Genomic DNA, 21,060 nt, shown 5'->3' with positions numbered 1-21,060 from the left:
GGTCGCTATCGTATTCGCTTACTTACAATAGCCTTTATTATTAATGAGTAGCTTGAAAGTGATTTGGTGTTTAGCTTAATAAATAGGCTTGCACTTTAGCAAGCCTATCTTGGTCAATTTGAGCAAGTATCACTTAGGTTTGGCTCAAGCCGCTGCTAAGTGCTCCGATTTAAGATTTCCTGCCACACTCACCGATCCAGTGGCTCAGGGTATCAAACAACTCGGTAAGCACAATGGGTTTGGTAATATGGGCGTTCATTCCGGCTGCCAAGCTCTTCTCTCTGTCACCAGACATGGCGTGAGCCGTCATTGCTATTACTGGCAGTTCATCGACAGAGTAACGCTTTCTCAGCTCCTTGGTCGCGGTAAGACCATCCATCACCGGCATCTGAATATCCATCAACACAGCGTCATACTTGGCCTTATCGAGCATATCCAGGGCAATTTGACCGTTTTCGGCAACGTCGACCGTGTAACCCGCACTCTTAAGCAGCTCGGTCGCCACCTGCTGGTTAATAAAGTTATCTTCCACCAACAGCACATAGCCTGCGTCTTGGTCGGCTTCCTCTTCATTAGCCTCTGGTAGCGGATTTAAACTCGGCTCATCGGCGAATGCCGAGATAATCTCATCGAATAGCGATGAGGCCTTAAACGGTTTCTGCAATAGGGCGAAAACGTTAGCCGCCTCTACATCTTTTTGCATCGGCTCTGCGGTGTAAGCCGTCATCATGATAATGATTGGCCGCCTTTCTAATCGGCCATCAGCCACCATTTCATCGATCTCTTTGATCACCTCGATACCGTCCATCTCTGGCATCATCCAGTCGAGCAATAGCAGATCCACAGGGCTCTTACTCAGTTTATATAAGCCTTCTGGTCCACTGGCCGCGGTATCGACATTAAAGTGGAAGTCTCGCATCACACTCGAATAGATCTGCAGCGCCGTCGGGTTATCGTCGATAACTAAGGTCTTTAAGTTGCCTAAAGTCTCAGGCACTACTAGCGGTAACACCTCACCCTCTTCGGCAATCTCGAAGCTAATGGTGAAGCTAAAGGTACTGCCCACCCCCATTTCACTCTCGACCTGCATCTGACCGCCCATCAGCGACACTAAGTGCTTACTGATAGATAAGCCAAGTCCGGTACCACCATATTTACGCGTGGTAGAACCATCGGCCTGAGCAAAGGCATCAAACAAGGTTGCTTGCTGCTCTTTACTGATCCCGATCCCGGTGTCGCGGATCCAGAATTTAAGCGTAATACGATGATCGCGCTCACCCACATCTTCACAGCCAAGCTCAATCTCACCGGACTGAGTAAACTTCACCGCATTCGACAATAAGTTAATCAGTACTTGGCCGAGACGCAGCGGATCGCCCTCTAAGATCAAGCCAGCGGTAACAGGTGCATAAAGTAGTAACTCGACGCCCTTCTCTTGCGCCTTCAGCGCGTTAAGATCCAGCGCATGATCCAGCACCTTATCCAGCGGAAATGCCACACGCTCAAGCTCTAACTTACCCGCTTCGATCTTAGAGAAATCCAAGATGTCGTTGATGATCCGCAGTAGTGAGTGCGCCGAGAAGCCCGCCTTCTCTAGGTAATCTTTCTGCTGCGCCGTGAGCGAGGTACGCTGCGCTAGCTGTAACATACCGATAATAGCGTTCATCGGCGTACGAATTTCATGACTCATGTTGGCCAAAAATTCGCTCTTATATAGATTCGCCATCTCAGCGTCCTGCTTAGCCTCGAGCATCGCCACTTCGTTGCGTTTATGGCGAGTAATATCCTTGTGAGTACCCAACATACGTTTAGGCTGGTTGTTAGGGGTATACTCCACTACACGACCACGAGAAAGTAACCAGTGATACTCACCGCTCTTGCCTAGCATTCTAAATTCGATATCGTAGGCACCTACTGGGTTAGCAAGGTACTGCTCGCGATATTCTTCTACTCTTATGCGATCGTCCGGGTGAATAAGCTCATCGATAGTCGACACTAAGGCTGGGAACTCATTAACCTTATAGCCCAGCATCGAATAGTAAGCCGGGTTACAAATGATCTGCTCTGAGTCTAAATACCAGTCCCACAGACCGTCTTCTACCGCGTCCATGGCAAGGTGATAACGCTCTTCCGACAAACGTAGCTGTTCTGCCGACTCGTATTCACGTGTCACATCGCGCCATACTGCAATCAAACCCAGTAGCTCACCACGGCGGTTATAGAATGGGATCTTCAAGGTGTCGAGCAGTACAGGCTTACCTGCAAGCTCCACCTTCTCTTGGTAACGAAGCGGCGTTCTCTCGGTCAGCACGCGCTCATCTTCGGCGCGAATACGAGCCGACTGCTCATCGGCCGTCAAGGCATCTGAGAGCTGGCCGATCATTTCACTCTCGCTAAAGCCCAGCATGCGCTCAGCTGACTTGTTACAGCCTAGGTAGCGCCCCTCTTTATCTTTAAAGACAATCGCTTCTGGGATCGAATCCAGTAAGGATCGCAGCAAGGCATATTCCTGCTCACGGCGCTCGGTGGTGTCTTTTAGCCTTTCGGTACGCTGGGCCACCAGCTTATCGAGTCGCCTATTTTGCTCCGCAAGGTGACGAGTGTACTGTTTGTTCTCTTCAAAAATCCGGCTCACCAATTGGAACCAGGGGGCCCAACCTACGGTGATCTTTTCTGGCGGCTTAATGGGCTCGGCCGAGCACTCCTCTAGATGGGTCAACAATCTGGAGGCAGGATTAACGAACGAGCGACGAGTCAGCCAGTGAACCACGGTCACTAGCACCGACAGCGCCATCACCACCAGCACGAAAGTTAGCTCCAGTTTTTCCCATGAGTCTTTAAATAGCTCATCGACATCTTGCAGATAGAGCAAACGCCACGGCGCGTTATGTAGTGCCACAGAGTGAATATAATAACCGTTACGAATGATGCCTTCGTGGGCATCGAATAGCTCAGACTCAGGAATCGAGTGTAATTCCGATGGGATCTTCTGACTGATGTGATAGACGCGATTAACATCTGAGGTATCGATATCGCTATGGGTCAGAATATTGTTGTTCTGATCCAGCAAGATCACTGTGCCGGGCATTTTAAAATAGAGGCGAATTTGCTTACGCAATGAAGCCAGGGTCATATCTAAGTTGATCGAGCCGATGAACTCATCTTCTAGATAGATGGGGATCCCGAGTGTGGTCAGTAGTCCTTTGCCCGTAGCTTCAACGTAAGCAGGGCTCCAGGCGACGCTGCGCTGAGGGTTGTTAGATGGCGTGACTAGCTGAAACTGCTTCTTATTAAGCAGCTCATCGCGAAAACGCTGTTCATCTGACGGCCACGGGAAATAAGACATGATGCGGCGCTTAGAGATGTAGTAAATCGATGAGGCTTTTGGCGCGGCTTCGTTAGCCACTGGGAACGACAGAGAAAGCTCAAACAGCATCTCAAGCTCTTGATAGAACTTGTCACTACGACCATTTAGCGAGCCAGAACCGGTAATGCGGCCCATGTTGGTAAACGGCTCACCACTCTTGGCGTAGGCAGGCTCCAAGGTAAAGAATTGGCCACTTTCATTAAACTTTTCATATTGCGGCAGTCGGTCTTTACGCACCAATTCGCCTAAACGTAAATGGTCGACGGCAACGTTACGCAGACTGGTCACGGCTTTCATACTCGACTCAAGCAGCAAGTCTACTTGTAGTACATGACGCTCAACCAACTCTTCTGTCTGCTCGATCAGCTGAGCCTTTTGCCGGTCGAATGACACCCAAGCCGTCGCCAAAGCCATGATGATTACGCCGATATAGGTGTAAAAAACCGCTCTGTTATAGTTCTTTTGAATCGTTGACTTTAGCTGAAGAGTCGGCTCAATCCGTTTCATTTACAACCCTTGGTAATACTCTTGTGAGTAATCAAAATATTTGCAAAAGCCGCTACGGGCTTAGGGAGCAATAATATCAGGAAGATAGCTTTCAATCATAGCTTAAAAATGTAACTAATAGGTGATAAAAAGGCCTCATCATTAATGAGGCCTAAATCATCTGTTAGCTTAAGCTAAGTTGAAGCTTGTCAGAACAGAGTAAGCTAGAGGTTTTCTTCTGCAAACTCGGCTAAACGTGAACGTACCACCCCATTTAGATAGATGTTTGCGCTGCCATCGAAGTCCTTAAAACGCTCGACGATATAAGTGAGTCCCGAAGTGACCGCGGTTAAATAATTTGAGTCGATCTGCGCCAGGTTACCACTACAGATAAGCTTGGTTCCCTCGCCCATTCGGGTGATCATGGTTTTAATTTGTGACGCGGTTAAGTTTTGGCACTCATCGAGGATCACCACAGAGTTTTGAATAGAACGTCCTCGCATAAAGTTAATCGATTTAAACTGGATATTGGCCTTATCCATAATGTAATTCATGCTGCCACTGGGATTCACATCGTGCTTGTGCAATACCTCAAGAGTATCGGTAATTGCCGCCAGCCAAGGTGCCATTTTCTCTTCCTCGGTGCCGGGTAGGAAACCGATGGACTCGGCAATCTCTGGCGTATTACGGGTCACAATCACCTTTTCATACTGACCACGCTCAACCACCAACTCCAATGCGGCGGCCAAGGCCAGCAAGGTTTTACCACAACCTGCGGGACCAGTTAAGATCACTAAGTCGATATTGGGATCCATCAGGGCTTGCATCGCCATGCCCTGATAGACGTTCTTAGGCCTTATTCCCCACGCTTCTAGGTTAAGCAGCCTTTCCTGACCGAGATCTAAAAACTTAAGCTCGGTAGCCGTTTTCTCGACGATGCGACCACAAAACTCACCGCTGTCGTCAAGTAGGTACTGATTGGTGTAGAACAGTTCGTCGCCGAGCTTATTGAGCGGCACGCTATGCACCGTATGGCGACCATCACTCTCGGTGGTGACATCATCGGTACGCTCCCAGAAGTTACCATCGAAACGGTGGAAACCTTTAGTCAGGAAGCGAATATCATCGATCAGCTGGTCGGTACGATAATCTTCTACCTGTTGAATACCCGCGCCTTTGGCCTTAAGACGCATATTGATGTCTTTGGTGACCAGAACCACTTTACGGGGTTGATGCAACTCTTGTAGATGCAGCGCAGTATTGATGATGCGGTTATCGTTATTATCACCAGGCATACTGCCTATGGTGAACTCTATCTGATGGTCAGGGAAAATGGAGAGGGTGCCGGAAACGTCACCGTGGTCTTCTCTTCTTGGTAGCGGAACGCCCTGCACTATCTGCTCAGGTGTCGTCTGTCCTCCCAAAATATCTTCTAATGCTCTAATCGCAACTCTCGCGTCGCGACTAACGTCTCGTTTTCTATCCTTAATCAAGTCCAGTTCTTCCAGAACTGTCATCGGCACGACTACATCATGTTCCTTAAACGAGTATATAGCTAAAGGTTCATGCAGTAATACGTTGGTATCCAGTACAAACAACTTTCTGTCGTCTTGTTCCATGGCGCCTCCAATTGTGCATTCATTTTTTGATTACGAGATCGGTTTAGCTCCCTTTTTATTGTAAAAAAATTGTTAACCCTAATCTCATATTGCCACCAATGTTGCTCGGCTTCAATGCTGCCGACTTCTTTTTGACCAACAAAGCTTGATTCATTAATATCGAGGGAATGTGACAGTCCTGTGAAACAAAAAAAACCTCCCGTGCAACTGATTATTTTGTACACTATTATCTCAGATTGGGGTGAATATTAGTGGGTTCAATTTTCAATATGCTCACGATTGGTATAACATACGCGCCCCTTGTGATTCACCCAGTATATGAGAGTTTTAAATGCCGTTTTCCTTAGGTCAACGTTGGATCAGTGACACCGAATCAGAATTAGGTTTAGGTACCGTAGTTGGAGTAGAGGGTCGCATGGTGACCGTTCTTTTCCCTGCAACTGGCGAGAACAGATTGTTCTCCCGTACAGAAGCCCCACTCACTCGTGTTATTTACAACCCAGGTGATACCGTAGAGAGCCACGAAGAGTGGAAGTTGACGGTAACCGAAGTTGAAGAAAAAGATTCACTGATTATTTACCACGGCACCCATAGCGAAACTGGTGAACAAGTTAGCCTGCGCGAAACCTTGTTGAATCACAACATCCGCTTTAATAAGCCACAGGATCGTCTGTTTGCCGGCCAAATCGACCGCTTAGATAGATTCAATGTGCGCTACCAGTGCCAACTACTACGAAATAAGTTAGCGACATCCGATCTGCTGGGACTGCAAGGGCCACGTGTTGGATTGATCCCGCATCAGCAGTGGATTGCACACGAAGTCGGTCAACGTTTTGCGCCGCGCGTATTACTTGCCGATGAAGTAGGTCTAGGTAAGACCATCGAAGCGGGTTTGATTATCCACCAGCAACTACTGACTGGCCGCGCCGAGCGTATCTTAGTGATCGTGCCTGACACACTGCGTCATCAGTGGTTAGTAGAGATGCTGCGCCGCTTTAACTTACGCTTCTCAGTGTTCGATGAAGATCGCTGCGTAGAGGCATACGCCGATCACGACAATCCTTTCTATACCGAGCAGCTAGTGATCTGCTCGCTAGATCTATTGCGTAAGAAGCGTCGTTTAGATCAAGCCCTAGATGCCGACTGGGATCTAATGGTTGTCGACGAAGCTCATCACTTAGAGTGGTCGGAAGAAGCGCCAAGCCGTGCTTACCAAATTGTTGAAGCCTTGAGTGAAGAAATTCCTGGGGTGTTATTGCTTACCGCAACACCCGATCAGCTAGGCCACCAGAGCCATTTTGCTCGTCTGCGTTTGCTGGATCCGGACCGTTTCTACGACTATGAAGCCTTCTTAAAAGAAGAAGACAGCTACAAAGACGTTGCTACCGCTGCCGACGCCTTAGCCTCTGGCGAGTCGCTATCAAGCGAGTCGATTGCCAGCTTAACTGAGCTTCTGTCTGAAAAAGACATCGTCGAGTCAATCGCGCTAATTCAAGACGAGTCAGCCGATGCTGACAACCGCTTCCAAGCTCGTGACGAACTGCTACAAGATCTGCTCGATCGTCACGGTACAGGCCGCGTGCTTTACCGTAACAGCCGTGCGTCGGTGAAAGGCTTCCCTGTGCGTAACTTGCATGTGCATCCACAAAAGATGCCTGAGCAGTATGTTACTGCTTACCGCGTGAGTTCGATGATGAACAAGCACTTAGACACTAATGCTAAAGTTCGCCAAGTATTAAGCCCTGAGAAGATCTACCAAGACTTCGACAGTGGCAGCGCGGCATGGTGGAAGTTCGATCCACGTGTGGATTGGCTAATTGACTTCCTAAAGAACAACCGCAGCAAGAAAGTGCTTATCATCGCTAGCCAAGCCGAAACGGCTTTGAGCTTAGAAGAAGCCTTGCGTACCCGTGAAGGTATTCAAGCGACAGTCTTCCACGAAGGCATGTCGATCATCGAACGCGATAAGGCTGGAGCCTACTTTGCGCAAGAGTCAGGTGGTGCACAGGCGCTTATCTGTAGTGAGATCGGTTCAGAAGGTCGTAACTTCCAGTTCGCCAGCAACTTGGTACTGTTCGATCTGCCGTTAAACCCAGATCTACTAGAACAGCGTATAGGTCGTCTCGATCGTATCGGTCAGAAGAACGATGTTGAGATCCACCTACCTTTCTTAGCCAACACGGCACAAGAAAGATTGATGCAGTGGTATCACCAGGGGCTAAATGCCTTTGAATGCACCTGCCCAAGTGGTCACATTCTATTTAACGAGTTCTCAGGCGAGCTATTAGAGAGCCTGCTTAATAACGATGAAGCGGTTCTTGAAAGCCTACTAGATAGCACAAAGGCACGTTATCAAGAGCTGAAAGTGGCAATGGAGCAAGGCCGCGATAAGCTGCTTGAGATCAACTCTCACGGCGGCGAGCGTGCCAACCAGCTAGTGAAAACTCTAGCGGACAAAGATGAAGATACCCAACTTATCGGCTCTGTGATCCGTCTTTGGGACATTATCGGTGTCGAGCAAGAAGATAGCGGCGAGAACGCCATCGTATTGCATCCAAGCGAGCACATGATGTTCCCGACCTATCCGGGTCTACCTGAAGATGGTATTACCGTGACCTTCGATCGTGAGATGGCATTGTCTCGTGATGATATCGCGCTGATCACTCAGGAGCATCCGCTAGTACAGACAGGTCTAGACTTAATCACTTCTTCAGAAACTGGTACCACTAGCGTGGCAGTATTGAAGAACAAGGCGCTGCCAGCGGGTACCGTGTTCCTTGAGCTTATCTACTTAGCCGATGCCTCTGCACCTAAGTCGAGCCAGCTTTACCGTTATTTACCACCAACACCTATCCGTGTGTTGCTGGATAAGAACGGCAACAACTTGTCTGACAATGTGACTTACGAGAGCTTTAACAAGCAACTAAGCGCGGTGAATCGTCATATCGCCAGCAAATTGGTTAATGCTTCACAGGCTATCTTGCACCCACTATTTGCTAAGGCAGAGAGCTTTGCGACGACTCAGCTTGAAACCCTTACTCAGTGCGCTCGCGAGAAGATGACCAGCCAGCTATCTGGTGAGCTTGAACGCTTGAAGGCGCTAAAAGCGGTTAACCCTAACATTCGTGATGAAGAGCTAAGTCACCTAACCGAACAGATGGGTGAGCTAAACCGTTACTTAGACAGCAGCCAGCTACAGCTCGATGCTATTAGACTGGTGTTAGTTAGCCACGCTTAAGTCGTGCTGATATTAGCATTTAGCTAACAGATATCAGTCCAATCCAAAAAGCCCTGATGATTCAGGGCTTTTTAATGCCCTGTTTTTATAAACACAGTGTAAAGGTATATACTGCAGCAGCTTTCTGATCTCAGTGGATATTATCGCAAGTATGAAGTTGTTAGCCTTTTTAGTTAAGCCCCTTTTAGTAAAACCACTGCCACTCATCAGCCAAATATGTGGTGCGCTAGTTTGCATCAGCTCATTTATGGCTTCGGCATCTAACGCTGATTACAGCTACCTTCCAGCTAGTGAGGTCAAGCAATTACAGGTCGAGGATCAGAGCGTTCCGGCTCTATTACGGCCCTGGTTAGGCCACAAGCAGCTTGGTTTAGCCATTATCGTGCCAGCCTTAGGCGAACGCGCCGATGCTCCTGGTCTCACTAGCTACCTAAGACGCGAGCTAAACGGTACGGGCTGGGCAACCTTAGCCCTGACGCCGCCAGAGTCTGCCGACACAAACACTGAAATAGACACGGGAATAGAAACCGGCAATCAGCTTACTAAGCAGCCAGAGCAAGCTAGTGATATTCCACTCACCGATGAGCAACTCGCTAAGCTCAAACAACAGCAAGATTTTATGCTCGCCTCCATGGCCCAGCTCGATGCGCTAGGTAAACATTTTTCAGGTAAAAGAATGCTAGTGACTATGGGCGATAGTGCCAATCTAATCATAGAGCTGTTAGCGAGCAAACGTCTGCCTATGCCCGATTTGATGGTAATAGTTAATCCCTATAGCGAGCTAGAGGCGGTCAACAAGTCCCTGCCAGCAAAGTTGGCAGCACTGCCTATTCCGATATTAGATCTTCAATCTAAGGATGGCACTGCGGCATCGATTGCCACTCAAGTGCAGAGAAGAATCTTGGCGCCAGCTAATGCGCCGACTCGATACAGCCAGCAAGTCTTAGCTCTGGATTTAACCCTTGAGGTAACTTGGGGCAACAGCCTTGAATTAATCGAAGGCTTTGCCAGCAGGATCAATAAAGCCTATCCAAATGGATAGGCTTTATTCAACGAAAAAAGGTGTATGCTGTTAGTCTTTACTCAGCTTTAAGGCTCCAGCAATCAAGACTACGGTAATGCCCATATAAAGTAGATCCAGCATAGAAGTAGGCTTCATATCGGTAAAGAAAGAAAACACCTTAATGATCAACATCATTAAGATAACCTTACCCAGCTTACTCTTTAATGAATCTATGCTGCTGATGATCAAAATCTTACCGCCTGCGTCACTCTTACTCGCATCATTAAGATTGCTGATAAATAGCTCATACAGACCGAATGCAAAAATCAGCAGTACGGCGCCTAATAAGAAGGTATCTAAGATCTCAACTACGACCATCACCAGATCGTTGCGCACCGCGTGGCTGCCACTGAATACATAACCAAGAATAAGCTCAATCATGTGTACAACATCTCTTAGCCCCATGGCAAAGACGACAAATGCTGCCACGATACATGACAAGACACCAAACATAACCGACAGACGGCTGCTCCAGAGAAAACGTTCAAAAAGTTCACGCATCAGTATTAAGGTTCCAATGAGTTTCAGTTGGTTTTATTAAAAACGATAGCAGAATTAATACCCTACCATCGGAATCACTAAATCGACGGGAGTGTAAAATAAGCGATGCATCACCACACTAAAAACATATTTTTTCGTGAACCAGCTCACATTTAATATTCTTTTCTAATAATTACCAGCCTGATTGCCTATTCCGGTAAGTTTTATCCGGCTTCTTAGTCTGCCTTAGCGCTGCAATCACTCGATTTTTCCCCAATAATAATCGCACCTGATACCAAGACTCACGGCCGAGTAATTGACGAATAGGAGCCGACCAGCTCTTACTAATACTGCGCTTAATTGCCGCATTTGCATCGGGAGAAGTTTGCGCTAACTTGGCCGCCAATGTCGCGGCTGCAGTCATGGGGTCCTCCTCCACAGCCGTGACCAGATTCATAGACAAAGCCTTTTCAGCAGAGATAACCTCCGCAGACATTGTTAGCATAAGCGCCTGATCTCTTGGCATTAACTCTCGCAAACCGGCTAATCCAGCCATATCAGGCACTAGCCCCCACTTAGCTTCCATTATCGACATCTTGCAGTCTGGTGCGGCGATTCTAAAATCTGCACCTAAGACTATTTGCATACCGCCGCCATAACAAATCCCCTCAAGCACCGCGATAACAGGAACGGGCAATCGTCGCCAGCCGATAGAAACCCGCTGAGCAAGATTGGCGTTACCGGGAAGCAGCTTAAACAGTAATTTAACCGCATCTAACGGCGAACTCATTACACTTTTTACGTCTAAACCTGAGCTAAAATTTCCCCCTTCACCAAAAAGCACTACAGCGGTAAGCGTTTTGTCTCGCGCTAATTTTTTTATGCAGTGATCAATTTGCAGGAAAAGTTCATAATTCAATGCGTTATACTTTTCTGGCCGATTCAGACTCACAAAAGCAATGCCATTTTCTTTGGTGATACGTACTAAATCATGAGTCATATTTGCGTCCTTACTTCTCAAGTGGTCTGTCCAGAAAGCAAAGTTAACACATTTGGAATATTTCGTTAATAGCGATAACATGCGTTGAGATTATGGCGTTCGTCATTTTTTTGTCATTAAATGTGACTTTCTATTGGTGAGTTGATATTTAATAATCGGGTCGTAGCGCATCCCCTTCTCATAAGGGATAATGTCATGGAAGCTACCCCATGTGATTTCATTTCGAAAGCATAAGCCAAGGATTTAAGACTGAAATACAATGCTTTGTATTTCGGTGGAGAGCTATTGGTTCGAAAATGTGACAAGGATTTCAAACAGTGCCAATTAAGCTAGCGGCGAGTAACTACCCAGTAAATGGATAAATAGGAAATAATAATAACAATGTCTCTCCCGATATTAATTTGTGATGATTCAGCGTTAGCCAGAAAGCAAATGGCACGCACACTTCCTAAAGACTGGGATGTCGAGATCACCTATGCGACTAATGGCTTAGAGGGCATTGAGGCGATTCGTGAAGGCAAGGGGGAAGTGGTCTTTCTCGACCTAAACATGCCGGTAATGGATGGCTACCAAGTCTTAGAGGCTATTCAGAAAGAAGATCTGCCTGCACTGGTTATTGTGGTTTCTGGGGATATTCAGATTAAGGCTCATGAACGAGTTAGAAATCTCGGTGCCCTCGACTTTATTCAGAAGCCTGTTAGTGCCGATGCGATTAGCCATATTCTGCAAGAATACGGTATTTTAGAATTAGCTCAGGGTGTTGAACACAACCAGGCCCCCATGATCCAAGTCGATCTGCGTGACGCCTGCCAAGAGGTCGCTAACGTCGCTATGGGACGCGCCGCCGATCTACTGTCTAAGTTGTTAAACGTCTTTGTAAAACTCCCTATTCCTAACGTTAATGTACTCGAAGTCAGCGAACTCACCATGACGCTGAAGGCCACTGAGGAGCAGAGTACCGTATCGGCGCTGTGCCAAGGCTTTATTGGCGCGGGTGTGGCCGGAGAAGCGCTATTACTCTTCCATGACTCTTCATTTCAAGATATGGCCAAGCTAATGAAGCTTGAAAACCCAGAAGATGAAGAAACTGAAATTGAAGTCATGATAGACACGGCGAATGTGCTGATTGGCGCCTTCCTTAATGGGATATCAGAGCAGCTACACATGAAGTTCAGCCAGAGCCACCCCGTTGTGCTTGGCAGACACTGCAGCGTTAATACTCTGATCAGCGAAAACTCTGATAAATGGAGCCGCACTCTGGCGATGGAGATTAATTACCGCATCGAAGATCATGATATTCAGTGTGATTTATTACTGCTGTTTACCGAAGACTCACTGCCAACGCTCAATTATAAGCTTGGCTACCTGCTAGATTGAAATGGATATTAGGATGGCAACAGATCAGAAAGCTGTAGACAACAGCGCGATGAACGAACTCCACTGGCTAATCGATATGGTGCAAACCATAGAGGTAGGCTTAGTCGTGCTCGATCGTGATTACAACATCCAGCTGTGGAACGGTTTTATGGAAAACCACAGCGGCGTAGCGCCTAATTCAATCAAAGGTAAAAACCTATTTGAGCAGTTTGATTATCTGCCCGCTACCTGGCTCAAGCAGAAGATGGAATCGGTTTATCTGCTTAAGAACCGAGCCTTTATCAGCTGGGAACAGAGACCCTTTGTGTTCCAGTTCAAAAACTATCGACCGATTACAGGTAGAGCGGACTTCATGTATCAGAACGTCACCCTGTTACCTCTGTCATCACTCACAGGTGAGGTGACTCATATCAGTATGATCGTCTATGACGTCACCGATGTTGCGATCAATAAGCTACAGCTAAAGTCTGCCAATGAACGTTTTGAGCATTTAAGCCAGATAGATGGACTGACTCAGTTATTTAATCGTCGTCATTGGGAAGTGTGCTTACAAAAGGAGTTTGATCGTCATGCTCGCTATGGCAGTGATACCAGCTTAGTGATGCTCGATATCGATCACTTCAAGTCGATCAATGATACCTACGGCCATCAAGCAGGCGATAGGGTGATTCAGAATGTGTCTCACACCATTAAAAAATCGCTACGAGAAACCGATTGCGCTGGCCGTTATGGCGGCGAAGAGTTTGGTGTGGTATTGGCCAATACCCCTGCGGCTAATGCTCGTTTCTTTGCCGAACGTTTGCGAAAGAAAATTGAGCAATTAGAGATCTGCTATGAAGAACACATCATTAAGATCACTGTGAGCTTAGGCATTTGCGAAATTAAGCCAGAGATCATGGATAGCGATACTTGGTTGTCATTAGCCGACCAAGCGCTTTATCAAGCGAAGGAAGCTGGCCGAAATTGCACTATCACTCACGAGTAAAACTCCCCAAAGGGTGATAGACGCTAAAAACAAAAATGCCCATCATCTAGATGGGCATTTTAGTTGGTAAGCTTATGAGCAAAAACTAGTGCAGTTCTTCGTCTTCATAATCATCTTCATCTTCGTCTCTGACTTCTTCGCCATTTTCGTCGATGAAATAGGTACCCCAACCGTCATAATCAATCTTCTGCTTAGCCGCTAAAGTGATCATTTTTTCGCAAGCTTCATCTAGAAGAGCTGTCTCTAGTTCATGGCTTGCTACTGCATCGAAGCAGTAAATCACAGAGCCATCTTCTAGCTCCATCTCTTCGGCGTCATTGACTTCATAGCCTAGTTTGAACGCGTCAACAGCCGCCTTCTCTAAACGATCGAAGTTGGTCGATGAAAAATGATGCTCGATGGTGTACTCGGCATCGGGTAATGAACCATCGGCAAGAATCGCTTCAACGATCTCGCGGTTTTCTTGTTTCTGTTCGTTTAACTGGCGTTCAATAGACATCGATGACTCCTCAAAAATTTCGCGATCGATTATACCGCTTTAGTCATTAATGCAGAAGCTTCTTGATTCAACTGTGACAATTTTTCCGACATCAAAGTGTGAATGCGCTTAGAAAGTTCTTTCACTTGTGTCTTGTCGATCCCAGTCGTTTCAATCGGGTCCATCATTTCGATGATTACCACACCATTGTTCCAACGGTTCAGCTTGATATGACACTGGTTTGAAGCCAACACAGGCACCATAGGTACACCTGCTGCGATTGCCGTATAGAATGCGCCCGCTTTAAAAGGCAGTAAGCCTTGACCACGTGAACGTGTCCCCTCAGGGAAAATCCATACGGACAAGCACTTATCTTTAATCTTACGTGCCGTTGCAGCCATGGTATCGAATGCCTTACTACGGTTTTTACGATCGATCAAAATATTACCCGATAACCAGTAGATCTGCCCAAATAACGGCATCCAAGCTAGGCTCTTTTTGCCTAGGCTCACCGTGCCTTTTGGTACGACTGCGGTATGGGTGAACATATCGAAGTTATTCTGATGGTTCGCAAGGAAAATGCACGGCTTATCACCCTGCTGTTGAGAGTTACGCACAATGACTTTGATACCCAACACAGGTGCCGCCCAAGAAAACACTTTGGCGAACATGTGTACATTATCTCGATGACGAGGACGTAAAATACAAGCTAAGCCACCGATAATAAAGGCTAACAGCAGCATGATAGACAAGATCAAACATCTAAGGATTAACAGCACTATAATCTCCCGCGATTTAATTGGCGCCAGTATATCACCAACTAAGTGCGACTCAATATAAATACGACTTCATTCAAATGAACATAAGTTTACACGTGTAGCCTGAAGATAAGCTAACGGTGATTCAAACTGCGCGACTCTAGCTGACATAGCTTAAGTGAACTTTAATTTCGCGCATTTTAACCCGAGGATTTTAGCTTAGTTACTTTCCCCATAAGGTCTGACCTGCCTGTAATGCTAATTCCTCAGCTCATTTTCCACAGCCAAATACCTTCCTTTTATATGGAGCATCAATCTAAACAGTACTGCAGTCACTGCTAAGGTTGCCACGATGGCAGCGCCGCTAGGAAGATCTAGACTCGCAGACAAGACTAAGCCTGCGACATAACCCACCAAACCGACCAAATAGGCCCAGCCCAACTTAAAACGTCCGCTGAAGTGATTCACCGCAAGCGCAGGCAAGATCAAGCTACTAAACACCAGATATACACCCACTAACTCGACAGAGAGAGTGATCACCACAGCGAACAGCAGATAAAAAGCTCGGCCTTCGAGTAGAGCGGGGCGATAAATCAAAGCTAGCAATATCGCCGAATAGATACCGGCTGGCAGGATTAACTGACTCCAGCTCACCCATAATATTTGGCCAGACATTAACTGTTTCAACATCTCTGCGCCATGGGGATCGTTCGACAGTAGTAACATGGCTGCTACGGCAGCAAGTACATAGAAACAGCCGATGATCGCTTCCAGTTCATCGGCCATCCGCTTAGACAGCCAAGCGATAAAAGCGGCTCCTGCGATAGCAAATAGCGCAGGCATCCACACATTTGAAAATGGCAAAGCTTCTATGTCGTGATTTAAATGGCCGACGATCGCACCTAGCGCGGCAACCTGAGCGATGGCCAAATCGATAAAGATAATGCCTCGCTTTAATACTTGTTGGCCTAAGACAACATGGGTGGATAACACCAAGATCCCCGCGGCGAAAGCAGGCAACAAGATAGAGAGTAGATCGAGATCAAACATAGGTAATGACTCATATCATAATTGATAAAACTAGAACGGATCCCTTAAGCACGATCCGTCCTATTGATGCCTAATCTTGACTGATTAGGCTAGATAGCATTGCAACTTACGATTACCGCTTCGCGCTCAACAACAGAGCGATAGCACTATCGTATAGCGTAAACAGATCGACGCTTTGATCGTTACCACCAACCGACATTGGCAATACTAGCACCGGCAGATCCGAACGCTCAGCTAACCACTCGGCGCCACGCTCACTCTGATATGAGGCGATAACGATCGCCAATATATCCCCCTGCTTAGCACGATTTAGCAAGCTTGCTAAATGGGAGCTACTCGGTGGGATCCCAGGCTTTGGCTCAAGATCTGCAACCTGCTCTAGCCCAAGCCAGTTAAACAAGTATTTAAAGCTAGAGTGGTAGGCAATCACTTTACTGCCCTGTAAAGCTTGCGCTTTTGCCTGCCAGTTAGGGATCGCAGCCTGCCAACGCTCGCTAAAGTTTATCAATGCCGCTTGGTAATCCGCCTTCGATTCAGGATCGAGCTGAATAAGTTTGTTGGTTAAACTTTCAGCCACCAGCAGCAAACGATTGGGATCGAAATGCAGATGCGGATTACCTTTTGCATGTACATCACCCATAGAGCGATCCACTGAGTCAAGCTGATCCAGAGTGTCGATCTGCTCGGCAGCAAAGAACAAACCTTGGTCCGTCGAGCGCACCTTAGCATTTGCCGACTTCATCTGCAGCATGGGTAGCCAACCTACCTCCAGATCTGCTCCGGCGCAGATAGCCAGATCGGCCTGACGCATCTTAGCAATCAAACTTGGGCGAGCCTGAACCTGATGCGGATCTTGCATCGCCGTCGTGGCCGAATAGATCTTCGCGTCCGGCGCCAACTCTTTGGCTAATGCGGCATATTCAGGCTCACAAGCAAAAATATTTAAGGCTGCAACAGCGTTGTTGGTCATACCGAGTGCTAAGGCCAGTGTTAGCGCTTTTGCCCCTCTAGTTAATGACTGCTTAGAATTGATGCGCACCGTGAGCCCCCAGAGTCATGACATATTGTAGAGTGATGATGTTGTCATCTTCGAAACCATCAAAATTGGTGCCTTGCTGATTGGTATACTGCAAACGCACAGTTGAGAAGTGACTGTGATGCCAAGCTAGGCTCACCTCAGTCTCTTTTAACTTTTGTGGATCGAAGTGATCACCATGCATCATTTGGGTATCGACTTGGCCGTAACGAACACCTGCAGACCAATGAGGTGAGAACTGGTAAACACTGCTTAGATACCAACCTTCTTGATAGTCTTTGCCTTCATCACCATGTTCTTCATGGTCATCGTGATCATCATGGTGCTCATCAAGCGGTTTGAAGTCGGTAACACGGAAGTATTCGCCGCTCAAGGTTAAGTGCTGATACTTGTAGTTACCGTTAGGCGCCCACTTATAAACGAAATCGGCGACATAGGTATTTTCACCTGTATACTGCGCACTATGGCTATGCTCATGATCGTGCTCATCGTTCACAACAGGCTCTTCATGTTCATCGGCAGTCATGCGGCCATTTTCATTACGTAGATAACTCAAGCCCGCTTGCCAAGAACCATTAGCGCCCACATCTCCACCGAGTTTAGTGAAGGCGGTATAGACCCCCAAGTTTTCATAGTCGCGCTCACCATGTTCATCTGCGGCGCGCATATTGTCACCTTTAAATGCTTCGACACCCATAGTCCAGTACAGATCAGTCGGTGCGACATAGCTCAAACGTACACCATCATCGAAATAATGGCTGCCTAAGAATGCGCGGTAAGCCGCAGGTCTATCTGAAAACGAATCAGTATGTACATGTTGATTGTTTAGGTAACCAATATCCGACAAGAAACGACCTGCACGGATTGAAAAGCCACCAGGCATGGCTAAGGTCTGAATGAAAGCTTCTTCTAAACCAAGCTCAGTTTCACCATCATGCATCTCGACAACCGCGGTTAACTTACCGTAAAACATATCGTCAATATTGGCGCTCATTGCCAACTCTGTATGGCCCAAGCCAAAGCCTTCGACACGTTCTGACATCGGTCGCTCGCCGCTTTGGTAATATCCATCTAGCACTGCACTAATGGCTGGATTGGTTAGGCTAGGATCGCTTGCAAGCGCTTGAGTCGAAATAAGTGCGCATGCAGCGGCTACGCCTGTTAGGCGCATAGTTGAAATAGTCATTTTATTCTCCGAAATACAGCTAAGCCTTCCCTGTGGGAATACTTTAAAAATTCTTATTAAGTGTTGTTAGTGAAGAATTACGCTGAAACGGGAGGGGCGCGGCTATTAAAGAAACTCACATGACGCGAGTTGGATTGTGGAAGGATGTACTCTTGGCTTTCAACTCCCTGAAGCTCAACATTGATATGAAATTCACAACTTGGCAGCAGGTTATTGACCTGGTGTTGGTGATAACACAGAGTACAATGGTTTTTAGCGCCATCGTCCAAATGACTCAGACTATGAGCGGACGCTGCAAATGACAGACACAGGAATACGGCAACAAGCCCCATTACCAGTTTCTGCTTTACGTTACTCATTCGAATCACAGTGTTAACCTTGTGTGTTAAAACATGACAAGTTTATGTGGATGAAAATTGAAGTCAAGCCTTGAAGTGGATGAAGGTTACAAACCGTTTGTGAAGCAGATCACCTAAACTTGAATAGCATTTAATACTGTCTTAAGCTCTAACCTCTAATATTGCTAGCGTGAAATGATATCCATAGTGATATTAAACAAGAGTTTATATTTTATTAAGGCGCAAATATCATGCTTGAAGTAATTCGTAAGAACTTAAAGTTTATCATCATGACAACGCTATTTTTTGTTGCGATACTCGGCGGTATTTACTACGTGGAAGCGGCACTTGAAGCACAAGTTCAAGTTATTGACTAAAATTTAGCTCTCAACAAAGTAGCCACCCAGCGTCTCTCTGATGGCCTAATACCATCAGAGTGTATGTCTGAGTATTCACAGTTAGCGATACTTTTTTAGATGCTCACTGTTATCAACAACCTCAACTTCAGGCGCTTGCCTTACTTTTAGGTTGTCCATGATATGACTCAGCAACATCAGTAAAATAGAAAAAATGGCGACCGGTATGCCAATACTTCTTACCTCAGTATCAAAGTAGCTCCACGCAAATAGCACTGCGCCAGTATAAAAACTGATAATTTTAATCCAAGATAAAACCACACTCTTACCCAGCCAAGCCTGACAAAATGGGCATTGAATCTCAGTGCTTAATCCCTTTCCTCTTTGGTTTTCAATTTTATCTATCGCAAATGATTTAGAACAATGGGCGCATATCACTAAAAGTATCTCTCTTAAGCTGCATATTGGCTCACTTTTCGTCCAATATTAAGGCCGCAAAGTTTAACAGATTTAGCGGTGTATTCGCTATTTTGCTTATCGCTATTTCAATAACAAATCGACAGTTCTGCAAAGGCGTAATATTATTACTAGCTTCAGGGAACTATCGGACACAGCAAATGCATAAAATGCTCCCCCCAATTTTAATGCTTATTCTAAGCTTATGCTCATTTACAGCAGCGGCTGAGAATACAGAATTAACCAACAATTTAAACAAAATACAAAGCCTTATTGATAGTGACGTTAAAGCACTACCAAGTACTAAAGGCGAAATTAAAAACTTTCTTGAGTACCGTATTGGTCGTAATGCGAGCTTGCTGCAAGAAACTCTAAAGGAACAAATGGATAAAACAAATCCAGATGTTGCTTTTTTAAAGCCATATATTGTTAAACAACTTGCCTTTACTAATGCTGTAGAAGCTTATTTTGCTAAACAAAAAGCCGAGCTAATGGGTGAAGTGGGTCCTGGCAGCGATCGTAAGATCATGCTTGGTCTAATGCAGATCCAGCGTGAACAAGATAAGTTATTCACCTCAGAACACGAACTTCTATCTTGGGCTAAAACAGCTGGGATAAATGTTGATGCTGAAGGCAAAGCCTTTGTTGCAGCACTAATATCTCGTGCTGATGATTTAAATAGCTTTGTTTACTACAACCAAGAGCGCCTGAATCAAGCTGTTGCCGATGTGCAAATTGCTGGCGCAGATGTTAGCGCAGATCAAAAGTCATTAGTTGTTGAGTTAAAAGAGCGTTTGGATCAAAGCTCAAGCAGCCTAAATTCAACGATTGAGATCTTAGATGCTTACGGTCAAAACACTGCACTTTACAAACAAACACTATTTAGTGTGTCTGGTGACATCACCCAAGACGTATTGAACTTTGACGTAGCGAGTAACTTGTTATCTGAGTGGATGACTATCGCTAAGAACCAAGCCATGGAAAATGGTGCCGGCATTCTATTTAAGCTAATTATCTTCTGCTTAATCTTATTCCTATCTAGCCTTGTAGGCAGAGTGGCTAAAAGTGTTGTTCAGAAAGCAGTAAGTAACTCTAAGCTTAAATTTAGCATGCTGCTACAAGACTTCTTTATCTCGCTATCGGGTAAAGTGGTGTTTGCACTGGGTCTACTTATCGCGTTATCACAGCTTGGTTTTGAACTTGCTCCACTGCTTGCCGGTTTCGGTATCGCGGGTGTGATCATCGGTTTTGCATTGCAAGATACGCTATCTAACTTCGCATCTGGCATGATGATTTTGGTCTACCGTCCATTCGACGTAGGTGACCTGATCAACGCAGGCGGTGTAACCGGTCGTGTAAGCCATATGAGCTTAGTTTCAACCACCATTAAGACCTTAGACAACCAAAGACTGATTGTGCCAAACAACAAGATTTGGGGCGATACTATCAACAACATCACTGTTGAGCATCAACGTCGTGTGGATATGACCTTTGGTATTGGCTATGGCGATAATATCGAGCACGCAGAAAAAGTGCTTCACGATATCGTAATGGCACATCCTTTAGTGCTAAAAGATCCAGAGCCTATGATCAAGCTACATACCTTAGGTGAGTCTTCAGTCGACTTTATCGTTCGTCCTTGGGCCAAGCCTGAAGATTATTGGGAAGTATACTGGGATATCACTCGCACGGTTAAAATGCGCTTCGATGCAGAAGGCATTAGCATTCCGTTCCCACAGCGCGATGTGCATATCTACCAAACGGCTATAGAGAAGTAACTCTTGTCG

The 21,060-nt window shown here is 46.3% G+C and carries 17 protein-coding genes; 6 read left to right on the top strand and 11 right to left on the bottom strand.

The features are described from left to right. Positions 1–169: 169 nt before the first annotated feature. Both Q1A86_RS08935 and Q1A86_RS08930 read right to left on the bottom strand, forming a co-directional pair. A complete protein-coding gene (locus Q1A86_RS08935; protein ID WP_299805579.1) occupies positions 170–3,874 on the bottom strand; it encodes a response regulator in 3,705 nt (1,234 codons plus the stop codon). A 203-nt stretch (positions 3,875–4,077) separates the two neighbouring features. After that, entirely contained in the window at positions 4,078–5,472 is a 1,395-nt protein-coding gene (locus tag Q1A86_RS08930; protein ID WP_299805577.1) for a PhoH family protein, read from the bottom strand. A 331-nt stretch (positions 5,473–5,803) separates the two neighbouring features. Between Q1A86_RS08930 and rapA the strand changes: the two genes are divergently transcribed. Both rapA and Q1A86_RS08920 read left to right on the top strand, forming a co-directional pair. Continuing rightward, positions 5,804–8,710 carry an RNA polymerase-associated protein RapA gene (gene rapA, locus Q1A86_RS08925; RefSeq protein ID WP_299805575.1) on the top strand — a complete coding sequence of 969 codons (2,907 nt, stop codon included), beginning with the start codon at positions 5,804–5,806 and terminating at the stop codon, positions 8,708–8,710. 151 nt (positions 8,711–8,861) lie between these two features. Then, positions 8,862–9,752 (top strand): DUF3530 family protein, encoded by an 891-nt coding sequence (locus Q1A86_RS08920; protein ID WP_299805573.1) that lies wholly within the window; start codon positions 8,862–8,864, stop codon positions 9,750–9,752. Between the two features lie 30 nt (positions 9,753–9,782). Here Q1A86_RS08920 and Q1A86_RS08915 read toward each other — a convergent pair whose 3' ends face one another. Beyond that, complete coding sequence (locus Q1A86_RS08915) at positions 9,783–10,274, bottom strand: YqhA family protein (RefSeq protein WP_299805571.1); 492 nt, start codon at positions 10,272–10,274, stop codon at positions 9,783–9,785. 172 nt (positions 10,275–10,446) lie between these two features. Beyond that, the gene (locus tag Q1A86_RS08910; RefSeq protein WP_299805569.1) at positions 10,447–11,253 is read right to left on the bottom strand and encodes a crotonase/enoyl-CoA hydratase family protein; all 807 of its coding nucleotides are present in this window, start codon (positions 11,251–11,253) and stop codon (positions 10,447–10,449) included. Positions 11,254–11,634: 381 nt separating this feature from the next. Here Q1A86_RS08910 and Q1A86_RS08905 point away from each other — a divergent pair, with 381 nt between their 5' ends. Then, complete coding sequence (locus Q1A86_RS08905) at positions 11,635–12,630, top strand: response regulator (protein ID WP_299805567.1); 996 nt, start codon at positions 11,635–11,637, stop codon at positions 12,628–12,630. Positions 12,631–12,643: 13 nt separating this feature from the next. Next, the gene (locus Q1A86_RS08900; protein ID WP_299805565.1) at positions 12,644–13,615 is read left to right on the top strand and encodes a sensor domain-containing diguanylate cyclase; all 972 of its coding nucleotides are present in this window, start codon (positions 12,644–12,646) and stop codon (positions 13,613–13,615) included. Between the two features lie 85 nt (positions 13,616–13,700). Here the strand turns inward: Q1A86_RS08900 and rraB are convergent, their stop codons facing one another. The 6 genes from rraB to Q1A86_RS08870 form a co-directional block, all read right to left on the bottom strand. Further along, a complete protein-coding gene (gene rraB, locus Q1A86_RS08895; protein ID WP_299805563.1) occupies positions 13,701–14,114 on the bottom strand; it encodes a ribonuclease E inhibitor RraB in 414 nt (137 codons plus the stop codon). 29 nt (positions 14,115–14,143) lie between these two features. Then, positions 14,144–14,872, bottom strand: coding sequence for a 1-acylglycerol-3-phosphate O-acyltransferase (locus tag Q1A86_RS08890; RefSeq protein ID WP_299805561.1), 729 nt, complete (start codon positions 14,870–14,872; stop codon positions 14,144–14,146). Between the two features lie 237 nt (positions 14,873–15,109). Beyond that, positions 15,110–15,901 (bottom strand): metal ABC transporter permease, encoded by a 792-nt coding sequence (locus Q1A86_RS08885; protein ID WP_299805559.1) that lies wholly within the window; start codon positions 15,899–15,901, stop codon positions 15,110–15,112. A 112-nt stretch (positions 15,902–16,013) separates the two neighbouring features. Then, the gene (locus Q1A86_RS08880) at positions 16,014–16,871 is read right to left on the bottom strand and encodes a zinc ABC transporter substrate-binding protein (RefSeq protein WP_299805943.1); all 858 of its coding nucleotides are present in this window, start codon (positions 16,869–16,871) and stop codon (positions 16,014–16,016) included. Positions 16,872–16,923: 52 nt separating this feature from the next. Continuing rightward, positions 16,924–18,123 carry a hypothetical protein gene (locus Q1A86_RS08875; RefSeq protein WP_299805557.1) on the bottom strand — a complete coding sequence of 400 codons (1,200 nt, stop codon included), beginning with the start codon at positions 18,121–18,123 and terminating at the stop codon, positions 16,924–16,926. A 77-nt stretch (positions 18,124–18,200) separates the two neighbouring features. After that, positions 18,201–18,482, bottom strand: coding sequence for an ABC-type zinc uptake system zinc chaperone (locus Q1A86_RS08870; protein ID WP_299805555.1), 282 nt, complete (start codon positions 18,480–18,482; stop codon positions 18,201–18,203). A 230-nt stretch (positions 18,483–18,712) separates the two neighbouring features. On the opposite strand from Q1A86_RS08870, the gene Q1A86_RS08865 reads away from it, so the two are divergent. Further along, on the top strand, positions 18,713–18,838 hold the full coding sequence (locus Q1A86_RS08865; protein WP_259650767.1) for a hypothetical protein: 126 nt from the start codon (positions 18,713–18,715) through the stop codon (positions 18,836–18,838). An 81-nt stretch (positions 18,839–18,919) separates the two neighbouring features. On the opposite strand, the gene Q1A86_RS08860 is transcribed toward Q1A86_RS08865, so the two are convergent. Next, a complete protein-coding gene (locus tag Q1A86_RS08860) occupies positions 18,920–19,255 on the bottom strand; it encodes a hypothetical protein (RefSeq protein ID WP_299805551.1) in 336 nt (111 codons plus the stop codon). Positions 19,256–19,434: 179 nt separating this feature from the next. Between Q1A86_RS08860 and Q1A86_RS08855 the strand changes: the two genes are divergently transcribed. Continuing rightward, on the top strand, positions 19,435–21,051 hold the full coding sequence (locus Q1A86_RS08855) for a mechanosensitive ion channel family protein (protein WP_299805548.1): 1,617 nt from the start codon (positions 19,435–19,437) through the stop codon (positions 21,049–21,051). Positions 21,052–21,060 lie beyond the last annotated feature (9 nt).

It is taken from the genome of uncultured Shewanella sp. (genome assembly GCF_947497935.1).
GTDB lineage: Bacteria > Pseudomonadota > Gammaproteobacteria > Enterobacterales > Shewanellaceae > Shewanella.
The sequence above is the reverse complement of the archived record's forward strand: the minus strand, read 5'-3'. Positions and strand labels throughout refer to the sequence as shown.

Bases quoted from the DNA above. Each gene is read 5' to 3' on its own strand.
- Q1A86_RS08935 (WP_299805579.1), bottom strand. From the start codon at position 3,874: ATGAAACGGATTGAGCCGACTCTTCAGCTAAAGTCAACGATTCAAAAG.
- Q1A86_RS08930 (WP_299805577.1), bottom strand. From the start codon at position 5,472: ATGGAACAAGACGACAGAAAGTTGTTTGTACTGGATACCAACGTATTA.
- rapA (WP_299805575.1), top strand. From the start codon at position 5,804: ATGCCGTTTTCCTTAGGTCAACGTTGGATCAGTGACACCGAATCAGAA.
- Q1A86_RS08920 (WP_299805573.1), top strand. From the start codon at position 8,862: ATGAAGTTGTTAGCCTTTTTAGTTAAGCCCCTTTTAGTAAAACCACTG.
- Q1A86_RS08915 (WP_299805571.1), bottom strand. From the start codon at position 10,274: ATGCGTGAACTTTTTGAACGTTTTCTCTGGAGCAGCCGTCTGTCGGTT.
- Q1A86_RS08910 (WP_299805569.1), bottom strand. From the start codon at position 11,253: ATGACTCATGATTTAGTACGTATCACCAAAGAAAATGGCATTGCTTTT.
- Q1A86_RS08905 (WP_299805567.1), top strand. From the start codon at position 11,635: ATGTCTCTCCCGATATTAATTTGTGATGATTCAGCGTTAGCCAGAAAG.
- Q1A86_RS08900 (WP_299805565.1), top strand. From the start codon at position 12,644: ATGGCAACAGATCAGAAAGCTGTAGACAACAGCGCGATGAACGAACTC.
- rraB (WP_299805563.1), bottom strand. From the start codon at position 14,114: ATGTCTATTGAACGCCAGTTAAACGAACAGAAACAAGAAAACCGCGAG.
- Q1A86_RS08885 (WP_299805559.1), bottom strand. From the start codon at position 15,901: ATGTTTGATCTCGATCTACTCTCTATCTTGTTGCCTGCTTTCGCCGCG.
- Q1A86_RS08880 (WP_299805943.1), bottom strand. From the start codon at position 16,871: ATGACCAACAACGCTGTTGCAGCCTTAAATATTTTTGCTTGTGAGCCT.
- Q1A86_RS08875 (WP_299805557.1), bottom strand. From the start codon at position 18,123: ATGACTATTTCAACTATGCGCCTAACAGGCGTAGCCGCTGCATGCGCA.
- Q1A86_RS08870 (WP_299805555.1), bottom strand. From the start codon at position 18,482: ATGAGTAACGTAAAGCAGAAACTGGTAATGGGGCTTGTTGCCGTATTC.
- Q1A86_RS08865 (WP_259650767.1), top strand. From the start codon at position 18,713: ATGCTTGAAGTAATTCGTAAGAACTTAAAGTTTATCATCATGACAACG.
- Q1A86_RS08855 (WP_299805548.1), top strand. From the start codon at position 19,435: ATGCATAAAATGCTCCCCCCAATTTTAATGCTTATTCTAAGCTTATGC.